The organism is Oculatella sp. LEGE 06141, from assembly GCF_015207605.1.
Taxonomy (GTDB): domain Bacteria; phylum Cyanobacteriota; class Cyanobacteriia; order Elainellales; family Elainellaceae; genus Oculatella.
Map to the genome: position 1 here is coordinate 1 of NZ_JADEWO010000004.1, position 13,575 is coordinate 13,575.

Annotated in this window: 18 protein-coding genes; 10 read left to right on the forward strand and 8 right to left on the reverse strand. The window is 45.0% G+C overall.

The annotated features are described in order from the left end of the window. Positions 1-115: 115 nt before the first annotated feature. Positions 116-532, forward strand: coding sequence for a hypothetical protein (locus tag IQ268_RS04195; protein ID WP_193875878.1), 417 nt, complete (start codon positions 116-118; stop codon positions 530-532). After that, positions 532-2,046 carry a DUF1802 family protein gene (locus IQ268_RS04200; protein ID WP_193875880.1) on the forward strand — a complete coding sequence of 505 codons (1,515 nt, stop codon included), beginning with the start codon at positions 532-534 and terminating at the stop codon, positions 2,044-2,046. Before IQ268_RS04195 ends, IQ268_RS04200 begins: the two co-directional genes overlap by 1 nt. Positions 2,047-2,230: 184 nt before the next feature. Here IQ268_RS04200 and IQ268_RS04205 read toward each other — a convergent pair whose 3' ends face one another. Then, on the reverse strand, positions 2,231-2,557 hold the full coding sequence (locus tag IQ268_RS04205) for a hypothetical protein (RefSeq protein ID WP_193875882.1): 327 nt from the start codon (positions 2,555-2,557) through the stop codon (positions 2,231-2,233). A 102-nt stretch (positions 2,558-2,659) separates the two neighbouring features. After that, positions 2,660-3,091 (reverse strand): nuclear transport factor 2 family protein, encoded by a 432-nt coding sequence (locus IQ268_RS04210; protein ID WP_193875884.1) that lies wholly within the window; start codon positions 3,089-3,091, stop codon positions 2,660-2,662. Between the two features lie 66 nt (positions 3,092-3,157). On the opposite strand from IQ268_RS04210, the gene IQ268_RS04215 reads away from it, so the two are divergent. Together IQ268_RS04215 and IQ268_RS04220 are read left to right on the forward strand one after the other, a co-directional pair. Continuing rightward, positions 3,158-3,943, forward strand: a complete 786-nt coding sequence (locus tag IQ268_RS04215; protein ID WP_193875886.1) for an N-formylglutamate amidohydrolase — start codon at positions 3,158-3,160, stop codon at positions 3,941-3,943. Positions 3,944-4,214: 271 nt separating this feature from the next. Further along, positions 4,215-6,152 (forward strand): SUMF1/EgtB/PvdO family nonheme iron enzyme, encoded by a 1,938-nt coding sequence (locus IQ268_RS04220; RefSeq protein WP_193875888.1) that lies wholly within the window; start codon positions 4,215-4,217, stop codon positions 6,150-6,152. Between the two features lie 12 nt (positions 6,153-6,164). Here IQ268_RS04220 and IQ268_RS04225 read toward each other — a convergent pair whose 3' ends face one another. The 3 genes from IQ268_RS04225 to IQ268_RS04235 all read right to left on the reverse strand — a co-directional run bounded on the left by IQ268_RS04225 (position 6,165) and on the right by IQ268_RS04235 (position 8,451). Next, positions 6,165-7,466, reverse strand: a complete 1,302-nt coding sequence (locus IQ268_RS04225) for a DUF4041 domain-containing protein (RefSeq protein ID WP_193875890.1) — start codon at positions 7,464-7,466, stop codon at positions 6,165-6,167. Positions 7,467-7,750: 284 nt separating this feature from the next. Next, positions 7,751-8,116, reverse strand: coding sequence for a hypothetical protein (locus IQ268_RS04230; protein ID WP_193875892.1), 366 nt, complete (start codon positions 8,114-8,116; stop codon positions 7,751-7,753). After that, positions 8,107-8,451, reverse strand: a complete 345-nt coding sequence (locus IQ268_RS04235; RefSeq protein WP_193875894.1) for a DUF5674 family protein — start codon at positions 8,449-8,451, stop codon at positions 8,107-8,109. The genes IQ268_RS04230 and IQ268_RS04235 overlap by 10 nt, the downstream gene beginning before the upstream one ends. A gap of 320 nt (positions 8,452-8,771) precedes the next feature. Here IQ268_RS04235 and IQ268_RS32730 point away from each other — a divergent pair, with 320 nt between their 5' ends. Together IQ268_RS32730 and IQ268_RS04240 are read left to right on the forward strand one after the other, a co-directional pair. Further along, complete coding sequence (locus IQ268_RS32730; protein WP_255527140.1) at positions 8,772-8,903, forward strand: hypothetical protein; 132 nt, start codon at positions 8,772-8,774, stop codon at positions 8,901-8,903. Further along, positions 8,900-9,103 (forward strand): hypothetical protein, encoded by a 204-nt coding sequence (locus IQ268_RS04240; protein ID WP_193875896.1) that lies wholly within the window; start codon positions 8,900-8,902, stop codon positions 9,101-9,103. Before IQ268_RS32730 ends, IQ268_RS04240 begins: the two co-directional genes overlap by 4 nt. Before the next feature lie 344 nt (positions 9,104-9,447). Here IQ268_RS04240 and IQ268_RS04245 read toward each other — a convergent pair whose 3' ends face one another. Next, positions 9,448-9,762 carry a carbon dioxide-concentrating mechanism protein CcmK gene (locus IQ268_RS04245; RefSeq protein ID WP_193875898.1) on the reverse strand — a complete coding sequence of 105 codons (315 nt, stop codon included), beginning with the start codon at positions 9,760-9,762 and terminating at the stop codon, positions 9,448-9,450. Between the two features lie 860 nt (positions 9,763-10,622). Here IQ268_RS04245 and IQ268_RS04250 point away from each other — a divergent pair. The 3 genes from IQ268_RS04250 to IQ268_RS04255 all read left to right on the forward strand — a co-directional run bounded on the left by IQ268_RS04250 (position 10,623) and on the right by IQ268_RS04255 (position 11,430). Continuing rightward, the gene (locus tag IQ268_RS04250) at positions 10,623-10,799 is read left to right on the forward strand and encodes a hypothetical protein (RefSeq protein ID WP_193875900.1); all 177 of its coding nucleotides are present in this window, start codon (positions 10,623-10,625) and stop codon (positions 10,797-10,799) included. A 153-nt stretch (positions 10,800-10,952) separates the two neighbouring features. Then, on the forward strand, positions 10,953-11,087 hold the full coding sequence (locus tag IQ268_RS32735) for a hypothetical protein (protein ID WP_255527141.1): 135 nt from the start codon (positions 10,953-10,955) through the stop codon (positions 11,085-11,087). Between the two features lie 100 nt (positions 11,088-11,187). After that, entirely contained in the window at positions 11,188-11,430 is a 243-nt protein-coding gene (locus IQ268_RS04255; protein WP_193875902.1) for a DUF433 domain-containing protein, read from the forward strand. A gap of 56 nt (positions 11,431-11,486) precedes the next feature. On the opposite strand, the gene IQ268_RS04260 is transcribed toward IQ268_RS04255, so the two are convergent. Continuing rightward, complete coding sequence (locus tag IQ268_RS04260; RefSeq protein WP_193875904.1) at positions 11,487-12,464, reverse strand: isopenicillin N synthase family oxygenase; 978 nt, start codon at positions 12,462-12,464, stop codon at positions 11,487-11,489. On the opposite strand from IQ268_RS04260, the gene IQ268_RS04265 reads away from it, so the two are divergent. Next, positions 12,463-12,648 carry a hypothetical protein gene (locus IQ268_RS04265; RefSeq protein WP_193875906.1) on the forward strand — a complete coding sequence of 62 codons (186 nt, stop codon included), beginning with the start codon at positions 12,463-12,465 and terminating at the stop codon, positions 12,646-12,648. The two genes, IQ268_RS04260 and IQ268_RS04265, sit on opposite strands and share 2 nt — an antisense overlap. A gap of 33 nt (positions 12,649-12,681) precedes the next feature. On the opposite strand, the gene IQ268_RS04270 is transcribed toward IQ268_RS04265, so the two are convergent. Beyond that, a complete protein-coding gene (locus IQ268_RS04270; protein ID WP_193875908.1) occupies positions 12,682-13,329 on the reverse strand; it encodes a class I SAM-dependent methyltransferase in 648 nt (215 codons plus the stop codon). Between the last annotated feature and the right edge of the window lie 246 nt (positions 13,330-13,575).

The following is a 13,575-nucleotide window of genomic DNA, read 5'->3' on the forward strand; positions in this document are numbered from 1 at the left end:
TGACAACCTTGCGATCTCAAAATCGCCCAGTGTTAGATTACTTGGTTGAGGCATGTCGGGCTGCTCGCCAGGGAGAACCTGTTCCATCCTTGCTGCCTACTGATACCCCCACCCCGTGAACGATTACGTGAGATCTAAGACAAAACCCATCAACTCCCACTTCAGAAAAAAGTATCTTGATCCACTGATCAGCAAAGGAGGAGAGTTTGTTGAACTGAAAGAAGAAGAAATTAAACCTCTGCTTGCTATACGTTCTATTTATCAGAAGCGTGAATCAGACTACAAGGTAACAGAGGAACAAATTTCCAAGTTCATTCAGGAAAAGGGGGCTGACCATGCTTTAGGAGTTTACAACAAGCTACTTCTAGACATTTTGAGCGATCCGTCTTATCAGATGCCTCAAAATATCGCAGATGAGCCTGAGTCTTCAGTAGGTTCTGACAACAATCCTATCAACGATCCTGTCAACGATCCTGATGTAACTGAAGCTAATGATTTGAAAGAACTGTGGACTGAGAGTGATAACTCCTGATGATTGAACCAGTTTTGCTCGATCGGGCATTGTGTCTACCTGCTCCTGATATTACTGCGCTGCTTGAAGGGCAAAACATTGTGGCTATTCCAAAAGTAGCGGTGCAGCGAGGGTGGACATTCGCTCTTTATCCTTGTGATCTGTTAATAGATCATTTGTCTGTTCAGCAGCAATATCATTCTTATACTCACACATCGGCTCAAGCCGCTTTGGCTAGTTTAAACACTTCCACTGTCAAAATTGAAGCTTGGGCAAGGTGTGAGCTTAGTACGATGATTCATACCGCAGAGCCGTTAGAAGTTCTTTCCTGTTCCACTGTTTGGACAAAAGCAGCTCTACAAGAAGCCCTAAATCAGAGGCAACATATCTTTTTGGCGTATCTGAAAGTTTATAGGTTAGCCGAACCTGTTTCGGTTTCGGCTAATTTTGTTGCTTCTGATAAACGTGGAAAATTTGTTAGTTTGACGAGCTTAGTTTTAGAAAATAAGCTTTTGACTTCTGTTAAGGTTACTGAGTTTCTCCCCGTATTAGCTGAAGCTATTTTTTCACAGCGAAAGCAACAGTTAGAGGAAAGAAAAAAGCCTCCTTGTTTTGAATTAAGTAAACTAGTAGAAGTCATTTCTCTTAATACAAGTACTGCTGCTAAAGAAATCAGCCAGGAGGCTAGAGCTTTACTGGGTTGGCAAGCTAGTAGTAAAATTAGTCACCAACCTGATCCGGACTTAATTTGGATTGGTCGAATTGCTGAAGTTGGAAACTCAAGCGAAGGCAATGAATTTGAAAAGCTGGTTCGTAAAAGCCTTATCAGGCTTGGCTTCAGCAATTCTATTCCGAATCCTAAAGCGAGTCTTGATCCGGAAGCTACGGGCGGTGCTGGTGGTATTGACGTTTGTTGTAGAGAACCTTATCCCTTAATTGGTGAGTGTAAAGCCAGCAAGAATCAAAATGTACCTACTGATGTTTGCTCACAGCTGACCTATCTAGGTCAAACTCATTTTGCAGATGAATACGACAATTCAATTAAGGTCATTTTTGCTGCCGGATCTCTAACATCTCCAGCCAATAGAGTTGCAGTTGGAAACAAAATGAATGTTATGCGTCCAGAAACCTTACAAAGACTGCTTGAAGTTAAGGCAAAACATGCGGGAGCGATCGATTTATTAGTGCTGGAGCCTTGTTTAAGGGAAGCTCCGTTTGGAGAAGAGGCAGACACCAAAATCAATCGCTATATTGATAAAGTCTTGCAGGATATCAAACTGCGGTCGCAACTTGTTCATATTGTTAAGCAGCTCACCCAACCTGATAAAAAGCAACTAGAAACGGCACAAATTTGCAGTGCCTACAATTTCACTGTTTTTGGATTAGCCCATCAAAGTGATTGGCTCGACAATCAAACCGTTTATGAACTGCTAATCGAACTCTCCTCACCGCTAACTGGTTATCTGGGACGGCTTCAAACTGGTAATTTGAGTAGCGATCGCTTTTACTATCTGCGTGATTTGCTTATAGAGTAGGGCTAAGTTGTACGTTTTCGTAAAAAATGGCGCGGCTTGAAATTCGTGGCGCAACTCCAGAAAGAAGCCCCCTTGTGGAACAAGGCTTTTATGAAAGTTGGGATATCCGTAGAGCCGACACTCCATAGTCTTGCTTGACCGAAGACATTTCTCCATTGTGTTTAACCTACTGTTGTTCGAGGCACTACCGTGATTTAGCTGCTTTGTCAGGTCTGCCTCCTTCGCCTATGCACCAGCGATCGCCGTTTTGATGGCAACTTTGGCATGGTGATCGCCCGACTATAGAGGTTCTCACCTGAACGGAGACTAGGGAATCTGGCGATCGCGTCTGTGATGGGTTCATACGGTTCTGTTGAACGATCGCAACGTGTTCAATGACTTGGGCAACGGCCTCTGGATGGAAAACCATCACTACATCTGAAGCCCCATTCACCACGATCGTCTGATTTGCGTTAGCACGCTCTGCCGTAAAAGATGGCGCTGTCGCCGGAATGTTTACAGCCATTTTCATTTGCATTCACCACACTTCAACCCCTACATCCCACACCCATCTTGGCGAGACTGTGGCTGACTCGATTGAGAACTGCTGTAAGTCGCGATCGCCGGAGGAGGTTCAAGAGCAAGAGGCCACCAGATGCCAAAGCCCGCTGGGGATGTAGGGATAGATCACCATCCAGAAAAGAATGACCTGGCTCACATGACCGGCTACAATTTGCCAACGGTTCTGCCGCTGTACCCAGACGCGAGTAAAACGATAGGCTGCTGAAAACGCTTCACCGCTGCTGGTTCCAGCCAGTTCTGCTTTGAGAGTAACCACGATGCAATTGCTGTCATATTGATGAATTTGGCGATCGCTCGTCTCCACTTTTGTGAACTGAAAGAGTCCAGAGCGGTGTGCATCCAGATCAAATTGCTTATTGACGACCTGCCCTGTATGCATCGTCCAAACCAGGTCGTCGGCAATCAGTTCATCCAGCACAGGAACATCACTGGTGAGCATAGCCTGTCGCAACTTTTCTTCCAGATTTTCAATCGTTGTTTCCATTGACATAGTATGGTTGGGTAGATCGTTATCTGAAATCGAGCGCTTCATCCCCTCACTGGGTCAGCAATGACAACCCCTTTTTTGCTTCATTTACCAACGACTCAACCCATTCCAATCATTGCCAGTTTGCCGCACAGTGGGTTGCTCGTACCGCAAGACATTGCTGATCAACTAGAGCCATCTTATCAGCATTATCTGCCCAATCAAGATTGGCATTTGGATAAGCTCTATGACTTCCTGCCCGGTTTGGGAATTACGGTGCTGCAAGCCATCTATAGCCGTTATGTGGTGGATTTGAATCGATCGCCCAATGAACCATTGTTTGGGAATTTTTGGCAATCGATTATTGCAGAAAAGACGGCCTTCAATGTGCCTCTATATCAAACTCTTCCGTCTCAACAGGAGATTCAGCAGCGCGTTGAGCACTATTACCATCCCTATCATGATCGGCTTCAGAGCTTGCTGAATCAATTCATGGAGCAGTTTGGCAGGGTGTATTTGCTGGATTTACATAGTTTCTTTGGTTTGATTGAGGATGAAATTTGCTTGGGCAACGGTAATGGCAAGTCCTGTGGCGATCGCTTCATTTCCTCAGCGGAGGCTGCATTTTGCTCGAAAGGCTATCAGGTGGTTCGTAACAAGGTGTTTAGTGGCGGATACATTACCCAACACTACGGGCAGCTACCGCAAGTGGAGGCGCTACAAGTGGAAGTTCGCTATCCGGTTTACCTGAATGCAAACCAACTGGATCGGGCTGCTGTACCGGATTGGAAGGTTCCAGAGTTCGATCGAGCGAAGCACTTATTTGAAGCTGTTGTCTGCCAAATGCTTGATGTATTTTTTCACGACTAATCCTTCCCTTATTTGATAAGTTGGGAGGTACAGCCCAGTGGTAAAGGGATAAACTTTCTGTGATACTTCTATTGGACTAAAAGCAGCGATCGCTTCTCCATTATCGCAGTTCTGATGGCTGAATCTATTTCACCAGAGCATTTTCAAGACAGCAAGATTGTGGCGAATCTTTCAGAATCCTACGCAAAGGTTAGATTAGTAGTGGATGGAAAGAAAAACACCTGAAAAGAGAGCTATCAAGCTTGAATTTACTAGAACGGATAAGAAGTAGATGGCAAATAATTGGGCAATCGTCATTGGCATAAATGATTACATACATCACCCAGAACGAAAACTCAAATATGCGGTCAACGATGCTCAACGAATTGGCGACTTCTTGGCTCAGCAAGCAGGTTTTGGTGAAGCTAACGTTATCCGCTTCTTAGGAGATGAGACTCACCAGAGTAGCCCAACTTATCCTACTTGTTCTAATCTGCTACGAGCACTCAAACGGGATTTTCGACCTGAGCGTCTGAGTGAAATTGATCGTCTTTGGTTTTACTTTAGTGGTCACGGGGTAAGTTGCAATGGTCGCGATTACCTGATCACCTCGGACTGTTTAGAAGATGAGCTTGAGCGGTTTGCCTTGCCGATCGATGAGGTGATTGCTACATTACGACTCCATCAGAACGCGGACATTGTTTTGGTTTTGGATGCCTGTCGTCAAGTGATGGGCAAGAAAAGCTTTGATGACTCAATTGGAGAACAGACAATTGCATCTGCCCAAGAGCGCGGAATCACAACCATTTTTTCTTGCGATTATGGGCAATATTCCTACGAGCTAGAAGGGCTGCGGCAAGGAGCGTTCACCTCTGCTTTGGTTGAAGGATTAACTCAATACACACTGCCTAACTCTTTAGAGAGCTATTTACGACAGCGTGTTCTAGCCCTTAATTCCCAGCATCGGCAAGATCACGTCGAACAAACACCCCGAATCCGAGTTGAACCTACCTCAAAAGCTTTTCAACCGTTACTACCTTATGCTGTGACATCAGCGGATATTGAAGTGCTTGTCAATCGAGCGAAAGAAGGCGAAATAGAGGAAGACTTTGAAGCTGCAAAAAAACTTTGGTGGCAAGTGATTGATGTGTCTCAACACTCTACTCAAAGACGAGAAGCCCAAACTGCGATTGAGCGAATTAATGGGAAAATAGCTCGATTAGGTCACAATGGCACTACAAGAACTACGCCATCTCAACCAAAACCTTACCAAATATCTGAGGCATCTAAAGTCTCCCTTCAATCAAATATTCAAAAAAACCAAGCCACTTTAAATCGATCGACTTCAATAACGCCCATTGTTCCAGGTCAAATCCCTGAATTAGTTGCTTCAAATCTTCAAGAGTTTATCTTTGATGTTTTAGAAATTGATTCTTATGGAAAAGTCATCTCCCAGTATGCCGATAAAAATTGGTGTCTCATCGAGAAAATTGATAAAGTAAATATTGAAATGGTATTTATCCCTGGTGGAACTTTTCAAATGGGTTTGTCTGAATCAGAAGATACAGGCTATAGGCATGCTAGCCCTCAACATACAGTAGAAATCAAACCATTTTTGATGAGCAAAGTCCCCATCACATTTGCTCAGTGGAGAGAAATTGCTCAATTGCAACCTAATCCTAGAAAATTAAAGCTACGTCCTTCACGTTTCTGGGGAGCAAATCGACCTGTCGTAGAAACCTCTTGGCATGATGCAGTAGAATTTTGTGGTATTCTATCTCAAAAAACAGGACATACATATCGTTTGCCAACAGAAGCTGAGTGGGAATATGCTTGTCGGGCTGGTACCACAACGCCATTTCATTTTGGACAAACTATCACTTCGGATTTGGCAAACTATGATGGTACTCATACATTTTGCTTAGAACAAAAGGGAATCAATCGAGCAAAAACATTACAGGTTGGAGAACTAAGATTTGCTAATCCCTTTGGTTTATTTGATATGCACGGTAACGTTTGGGAATGGTGCCAAGATCATTGGCATGAAAACTATTATGGCACTCCAACCAATGGGGAGGCTTGGATTGACAGCACTGACAATCAAAATCGTATAATTCGAGGCGGTTCATGGCTCAATGAGCCTTCTAATTGCTCTTCCTCTTATCGATTGTGGAAAAATTCAAACCAAGTTTCTCGACATATCGGTTTCCGAATTGTACAGAGCTTTTAAGTCAAGAAAAGTCTAAGCTGTTGCATTGTTGCTACCGGCATCAGTTCTGTTTGAACCTAACGTTTTGTTCTGTTCGAAGACAGTTCTACGATATTCATACGCCTGAGCCACCCGCTCAGATTTGAGGATATTCAACACCCCTGTTTGTTGATTAATTTCATCGATGGCTTGAGCAATTTCACTTATTGAGACTTTAAAGAATTCTCTCCTGTCATTGAGCAAATTCACTCTCCTATCCTGAAATCGACTATGCAGGCGTTTTAGCGTATCTGAGGAATCCTCCGAGAAAATTTTGAAGTGAATGTCAAATGGGAAAGGAAGAGCAGGGTTCATTTCACTGATGTAGTCATCTTGCCGGACACTTTTACATATTCTATAGATGTCTTGTCCCAAAGAACCTATATTTGAGATCACATAGATGTAACCTGCTTTTCGCGCCCTATAACGCGATGTAGCCTGCTCTGTTTCGGTTTGAGCCTTCTCTAACTCTTGCTGAAGCCGATTATTTTCCAACTCTAACTGCCTACGTTTCTCACCCTCAACCTGCTCTATAGCTTGACGAACTTCTTCAATTCTCTGTCGATAAATCTCCTCTTTCTGCTCTGACTTCCTAATCTCTTCCTCAGCTTTTGCAAGCACTTTACGTTCGTTATCGTCTTTCCTTCTTTCTTGCTCCTGCTCTTTTTCCTGCTGCTTTTTACAAGCCATTTCATACTGAAGATATAGCTCTGTCAGTTTTAGATCGAGGTATTGCTGTGTGATTTCACAAGTAGTTGTCTCTGCAAGTTTATTCAGTCTCTTATAACTTCTAACTATTCGTTCTTTTGAAGCTTGAATATTACTATGCTTAACTTTGAAAATTACGTCATCAGTTTCAGTATTGAAAGCTATTAGTATAAATTTTCGAAGGTTGTCGGTTAACTTCTGCCCTTTTTTTTCGCTGTCGTTGAAAACTAATTTAGTTTGGCTCACTACGGCAGTTCCTTTCTTTATCATGCTTTTCTGTTCAGACTTCACCTTTTTCAGGCTTGCTGCATAACCCTCAGAATTGATAAAGTCATATTTTGGTTCATAGAACCCGAATGACTGAACGTATGCTTCCTCCTCAAGGCCAGATAGCTTCTGCCGCAGGTTATTAACTTGTTTAGTAATCTCCTCTTTAGTCCGAATCAGTTCGTCAAGTTCTCCTTTAGAAGCCGATCTTTTGTATTGATCTAATTCTCTACTAAGCCGATCTTGTTTATTTTGCATGAGCATTAGCTGCACACCTGCTCCAATTAGGCCCAGAGTGGCTAGTAAGAGTGGTACATCCATAAACTGAGTCCAGACAATTCTTCTAAGTCTCTGTCCATCAGTGCTAATTAATAGCAACTCAAGGAGAACGATTGTACTGCTGAGGGTGCATCCCAGTTATACTTTAAGTACAACTACTTAAAGTATGCAACCCTTTGCTAAACAGTCTTTCCTGAAGGAGTATACATAATTCACAGCATTTGAAGGATTCTAATCGCTTCTCTGCATTTACATTTTCAAATATTCATGTATACGCATTTCAATCATATCTGTATTCCAATCCTCATTAGTTTTGCTAAAGTAACTCAACCTGCTATCAAACTCGAGAAACTAAGCAGCCGATCGCTCCAGTCTTGAGAGAGTTGGGCAACGTGCAGCCGATCGCCAGAATTCGACCATAACGTTGAAAAATGGAGTTTCCAGCGGCTCAATTGGCGTTGCAGTGCCACTAATTCGGTGGCTAAATCTGGCTCTGTTTCCAGGTTGAGGCTAGGCACGACCCACTCAATAAAAAACTGGCTCTCTCGAATCAGGTCTTGGGCACGCTGCTCCTCTGCACCCACCTGAGCGAATGCTTTGATTTGAGCCAGGTTTGCAGCCAACCTGTTAATCTGAGTCGCAGTGTCATTTTGCAGATATTGGGTTTTAAGGATAGCCAAATCTACTGCCATTGCACATTTCCTAACAACTCTTGAACAATGCGGTTGACCTGTTCTCGAATTACCGAGTCTTGGATTTCCATCGAGCGATTGCCAACACCAGGACGAATGTTAATCAACGATTCGTAGCCTACTCTTTGTTGGAAAGGATACCAATCTGCGCCCCAAATATAGGCTTGCTCACTGCCCGTTTCCAGCAACACTTGTTCACAGTCAACATGCAGTTCTCCTCCTCCCGCTAAAATGCCTCGTTGTATATCTACTGCCAGTTTAATGTAGATACCCAAAGTTTTCAGCATTTGTTGCATTTGCTCTGGAGTTGCTCGATCGCGAATGATTTGGATCATTAGAGAAGTAACGGTAGAAGCTTAGTTCTCTTCGATTTCATCAATTTTGTGGCGATCGATTAAATCTTGGTTGTCAGGTTTGGCAAAATGTTCTTCCAATGCAATCTGCACAGTTTCACTAATACTTTGATTTTTGATAGCACTTAGAACCCTCAGAATCCTCTCAATGTCTGAAGTCAGATATACTCTAAGGCTTTTCTTGTCAGCGGACATAAGCAGTACATAGATATACTTACCTATGCTCCCACAGAGCTTTAGTCACTTGTGCTTAAGTGACTAAAAGCATATAGTAAATAAAATACTGCTTTGGAGCTTTTCCGATGATTACACTCTCCGATGATGAGGTTGCATTGTTGCGATCGCTCCTGATTGCCTTGCGCGGCATCAAAGTTCGCGATATTGATAAAGCTCTGGTTGTGCTGGCAAAGGCAGACAGGGGCGCAAAGCCATGATTGTGCTAACCGACGAACAGGCTATGACTGTGCATCGCTTGCTCACCTGCGTCCTGCTGAACGAAACCTACCAACTAGCCGACGTAGAAGACGCACTGATTTGGCTATCTCCCGAAAACCGCCAAATCCTTTGTCCCTTCGATTCCCTCTGGTCTAGAAATTTGGCTCAAGAAATTGTGCGCGAATTGAAGCAGGGTTAAATTGCTCAAACGTTGGTGATTGCTGAACCAACATGCTCTTTTCTGTCACAGAACCCACATTCCGCCCGTTGACTGGCACACTCACAATATTCAAACTGAAGCCCTCTCCCTGAAAGGATTTCAGAAATTATTGGTTCACTTGAACTAACGAACAGTAGTTCTCAATCGAATCGCCTCATTCTCAATAAACTGAGGGGCGATCGCTATGAAACTGATTGCTTCGTCATCAATAGTCGATCTGCCAGTGAAGGACGGAACGTCAGGTATAGCTTCGGCTCTAGCCACCTCATTTAAAGAAAAAGAGTGCGGCGCAAAGTGCCGCACTCTTTTCTTGAAGTGGAGTTTTACATCATCTCTCTAAACTGCGTAACGGCCTCGGTGTAGCGAATGGGCAGTACATACTCCAGGTTCTCATTGGGACGCGCAATGATGTGAGTTGACAGCACAGCGCCGCCATTAACCCGCTTGACCGACTCAATACCCGCAGCGATCGAGGCTTGAACTTCGGAAACATTGCCCCGGACGATGACGGTGACTCGACCACTGCCGATTTTTTCATAGCCGACTAAGGTAACCTGAGCCGCTTTCACCATGGCATCCGCCGCTTCGACAACCGCCGGGAAACCCAGGGTCTCAATCATTCCAACAGCAATTGACATAAAGATACGTCTAACCTTTTTGATGTTTTGAGGGTTGATAGACACCCAGATGTCAGTCACTGATTCCATTTGAACAAATCTGCCTGATGGGTTGATACGGTGCCCAACTCATATTCATCAGGTGTCCTTTGTTGCCTGTTTTATGGAATGCTGTGCGTGTTAGCTAAGTACGGTGGTAGTAGTTCTAAGAACCACACACCAAAGCCTTCACACCCAATAGCGTTACGCAACACTATCCATAAAATTCAGGATACGGTATCAAATAAAATCTTGATTTCTCAAAAGTGTATCTAACCATTAAGTGTACCGTTGTTCGGTCACGATATGGAATCGAGAGCGGAAGTTTCTAAGCTTCACATTTCTCTCTACCTACAAAAAATCTGAGCCTGCGGTTGAGCACGATCGTTACAAAATTAAGACCTATAACTGAATGGCACTGAAATAAGTGCGTTCATTCCGGGCTTCGACTACGCTCAGCCCTCACCAACGAGGGCTGAGCGTAGTCGAAGCCCAGTCTATACTAATGGCGCAACTTTATTTCAGTGCCATTCACCTATAAATTTCCTTGAAAGAGTGCTGCTAAACGGTACTCTCTCAAGGAGAGTTATTTTTGTCAGAACCCCAGGGACTGCAAATAGAATAGAACCCGGAGTTTTGTATCCAACATTCCGCCTTTGACTGGCACACTGGGTATAAACGATACAGCAATCAGCTTTATAGCGATCGCCCCCAATCTTGTTGAGGAGACGGCACAATTGAGAATCGACCTTCTTTAGTTCAAGAGAACTAACAATTTCTAAACCCGTTACCAGAAACGGGCTTCGGCTTTAATAGTTTGAGTGTGCCTTAGAGTTTTTCCGATGATACCCCTCTTTGAGGATGAGGTTGTATTGCTGCGATCGCTCCCAATTGTCCTGCGTGGCATTAAAGTTCGAGCTATTGATAAAGCTCTGGTTGTGCTGGCAAAAGCAGATTTAGAGGATGTCTTAAAAGTGCTAAGCTCCAACTCGAACCGCCCCCTAATCTCCCAACGTTAGGGGACTTCCGAATTAATTCTGTTTCAAAGTCCCCCAATTTTGGGGGATTTAGGGGGCTAGTTTAGAATGTTGAGCCATTCTCAGACACCCTCTTAAATTGTTCAAACAAATGATGTCGCATTGACCACAGAATCGTTGAGAGATGTCCTTGCTTTGAGCCAAGTCACTCGTCAGGAAACTAGAGAAATTAAGGAGTCGATCGCGCCATTTCTGCGAGTTGCTGGTGATGAACAGGCGATCGCAAAAGCTTGCTCCATCCCTCTTTCAACCAACGCATACGAGCTGTAACACACCAAAATGATGAGGCAACAACAACGGGGTTGATGCTACCGTTGAGAAGGTATCCCCCTTTACACTGACGAAACCAATAAGACCCTGAGAATGAGACATGGCAACGACAAAAATTAGAAAGACCCCCGGAATCTGCAACGGAGCCGCTTGTATTGGTCGAACGCAAATTGCAGTGTGGCAATTAATCGCTTTGCGCTCACAGGGATGTTCAGATGCTAACTTGCTCAGCGACTATCCCCAGTTGACCCGCGATGATTTGAAAGCGGCTCAGACCTACTACGCTCAACATCCAGAAGAAATTGATGACGCGATCGCAGCCGCCGAGAACTTAGAAAGCTAGCACAGCCGCAGCCCTGGATAGTGTCAGAGCGTTGCGACTCGATGCACCATGCACGATCAAACGTTCAAATTTGACAGGATCTGGTCGTACTTTTTGCTCAAAAATGACTTGATGGCGATCGGTTCTTCTGCCCTGATGTTCGCTTCCCTTAACAGCGACCCCGGATGCACAACACAGTCATGATTCGTTTCACAGAAAAATGCGATCGAGTACCGTGTTTTTTGAAGTTGTTGAGGGTTGGTTACACGAACCCGATGAGGCGCAGCGTGTAATGTATCTCCACTCCACCGTTGCATGACCTCACTGGCAATGATGCCAATGCAACCGGGCGGAATGTCAATGGATATCCATTCCCGATTGGGCGTTAAAATCTCTAAGCCACCCGTAGCGTCTTGCCAGAGTAGGGTAATGCCTGAGTAGTCTTGGTGTGCCCCCAGCCGGATAGAGCCAACATTGAAGTGGGGAGCCGGAGGATAATGCAGTAGCCGCAAGGTGCTGTTCTTGCCGTGCCGCTCAACAAGACTGCCTCCAGGCTGCTCATATGCTGTCTCGATCGCCGTTAATACCTCATTGGCTTGTTTCTGAAAGGCATAAAAGACCTGACAGAGTAACTCAGATACCCTGGTTAACTCTTTCTGATCAACGAGGCTCTCCGGCGAAATAGAGTTACCTCTCTCCTGATTCGATCGCCGGTCTTTTAAGGTTTTGACCCACTGAGCATAGGTGCCATTCTCCAGGTTGAGGTCTAGCACTTCTTTATAGTCTTCCTGGTCATCGCTCAGTTGCTCTTCCCCTAACGCGATGTACACGCCTTGCCAGGGAGATGCTAGCCGTTGAGCCAGCGATCGCTTTTGCCACTCGTTTAGCCCAAAGAAGCTACGCAAACTGCCGAGCAAAGCACCGTCGTCGATCGACGGCGACACCGGAACGTAGGCCGCCCCTACCTGAGCCAGCGAATGCTGGAGATGCTGAGCAAAGTCTGCCTGGTAGACAGTGGGGTCAGGGAGGGTAGGAATATGGGTTGTGGTTTTCATGCGTCTTCGAGGAATTTGCGGGGTTGACGAGAAGGACTGGTTAAGGCTATTGAGAACGATTGGACTAAACTTACCCCATACAGAGAGCGGCTGCGATCGCAATTGGACTGGACACGGCAACCTGGAGCGATTGTATGGGTGTGAAGAAACCAAAGCCCCTATATCCACCTATGGCATCCAATAGAATAGCGCAGGGGCTTGGGGGCTGAAAGTGCTTCTACCCTTTTGCATTTCTCAGCAGCAATTGACAGCCACACGAGAATGGGTTCTGGCTCTCAATCCGAACGTCCTGAAGCACTTCGATCGGCAGGTTACTGTGATAAATTAACGAGTCGTAATCCATCAATGCGTTCCACTTAATCTTGTTGGTTGGAAAGCCAACCTGTGATGCGGCATCAGCGATCAACTCTTGCCATTTCTGAATTTCTGGATCTCGGGATTTACAGTAATCTAAAATGGCGATTAGGGCACCCGCTTTCGTTACCCGCAACATCTCTTGCAGCGATCGAACTGGATCATTAACCACACAGAAGGTAAATCCTGATGCTGCTGCATCAAAGCTATCATCTGAAAGATCAAGCTGTTGCAGATCGGCTAGCTTTAGAGTGACCTGAGCAGACACGGGCTTGGCACGCGCCTGATTCAGCATTTCATGGGAGAGATCAATCCCTGTAACAGACACTCCCTCAGGATACGCTGGAAGGTTAAGCCCGGTTCCTACGGCGGCATCTAATACGGTCTGCCCTGGACTCAGTTCTAAAGACGCAATCAATGGTTCGCGCTCAACATGCCAGTAGCGCAACATGATTGCTTCATAGTCTGCTGCACCATGATTGTAGGTTTCAATGACCTTTTCTGTTTGCATATGCCCTGTTCGTCAAATGCTTGCAGTCTACCATTCTGCATGGGATGTAGAGGATGTTTTGCAGGGCTAATTTATAGCCCAACAGTATACCCTGCGAGAAGCACGCTACGGGCAATAACGTCTGGGTCTATTGCAAGGGTTATCTGCCGAATGCTACGCCCTTACAGGAGACATTTTTCTTTGGCAACCGGATCAATGATGCTAAACAACCACATCCGCCCGTAGAGGCGCAGAGCAGTGCGCCGA

Coding starts and splice junctions, on each gene's coding strand:
- IQ268_RS04200 (WP_193875880.1), top strand. CDS start 532: ATGATTGAACCAGTTTTGCTCGATCGGGCATTGTGTCTACCTGCTCCT.
- IQ268_RS04205 (WP_193875882.1), bottom strand. CDS start 2,557: ATGAAAATGGCTGTAAACATTCCGGCGACAGCGCCATCTTTTACGGCA.
- IQ268_RS04210 (WP_193875884.1), bottom strand. CDS start 3,091: ATGGAAACAACGATTGAAAATCTGGAAGAAAAGTTGCGACAGGCTATG.
- IQ268_RS04215 (WP_193875886.1), top strand. CDS start 3,158: ATGACAACCCCTTTTTTGCTTCATTTACCAACGACTCAACCCATTCCA.
- IQ268_RS04220 (WP_193875888.1), top strand. CDS start 4,215: ATGGCAAATAATTGGGCAATCGTCATTGGCATAAATGATTACATACAT.
- IQ268_RS04225 (WP_193875890.1), bottom strand. CDS start 7,466: ATGGATGTACCACTCTTACTAGCCACTCTGGGCCTAATTGGAGCAGGT.
- IQ268_RS04230 (WP_193875892.1), bottom strand. CDS start 8,116: ATGGCAGTAGATTTGGCTATCCTTAAAACCCAATATCTGCAAAATGAC.
- IQ268_RS04235 (WP_193875894.1), bottom strand. CDS start 8,451: ATGATCCAAATCATTCGCGATCGAGCAACTCCAGAGCAAATGCAACAA.
- IQ268_RS32730 (WP_255527140.1), top strand. CDS start 8,772: ATGATTACACTCTCCGATGATGAGGTTGCATTGTTGCGATCGCTCCTG.
- IQ268_RS04240 (WP_193875896.1), top strand. CDS start 8,900: ATGATTGTGCTAACCGACGAACAGGCTATGACTGTGCATCGCTTGCTC.
- IQ268_RS04245 (WP_193875898.1), bottom strand. CDS start 9,762: ATGTCAATTGCTGTTGGAATGATTGAGACCCTGGGTTTCCCGGCGGTT.
- IQ268_RS04250 (WP_193875900.1), top strand. CDS start 10,623: ATGATACCCCTCTTTGAGGATGAGGTTGTATTGCTGCGATCGCTCCCA.
- IQ268_RS04255 (WP_193875902.1), top strand. CDS start 11,188: ATGGCAACGACAAAAATTAGAAAGACCCCCGGAATCTGCAACGGAGCC.
- IQ268_RS04265 (WP_193875906.1), top strand. CDS start 12,463: ATGCGTCTTCGAGGAATTTGCGGGGTTGACGAGAAGGACTGGTTAAGG.
- IQ268_RS04260 (WP_193875904.1), bottom strand. CDS start 12,464: ATGAAAACCACAACCCATATTCCTACCCTCCCTGACCCCACTGTCTAC.
- IQ268_RS04270 (WP_193875908.1), bottom strand. CDS start 13,329: ATGCAAACAGAAAAGGTCATTGAAACCTACAATCATGGTGCAGCAGAC.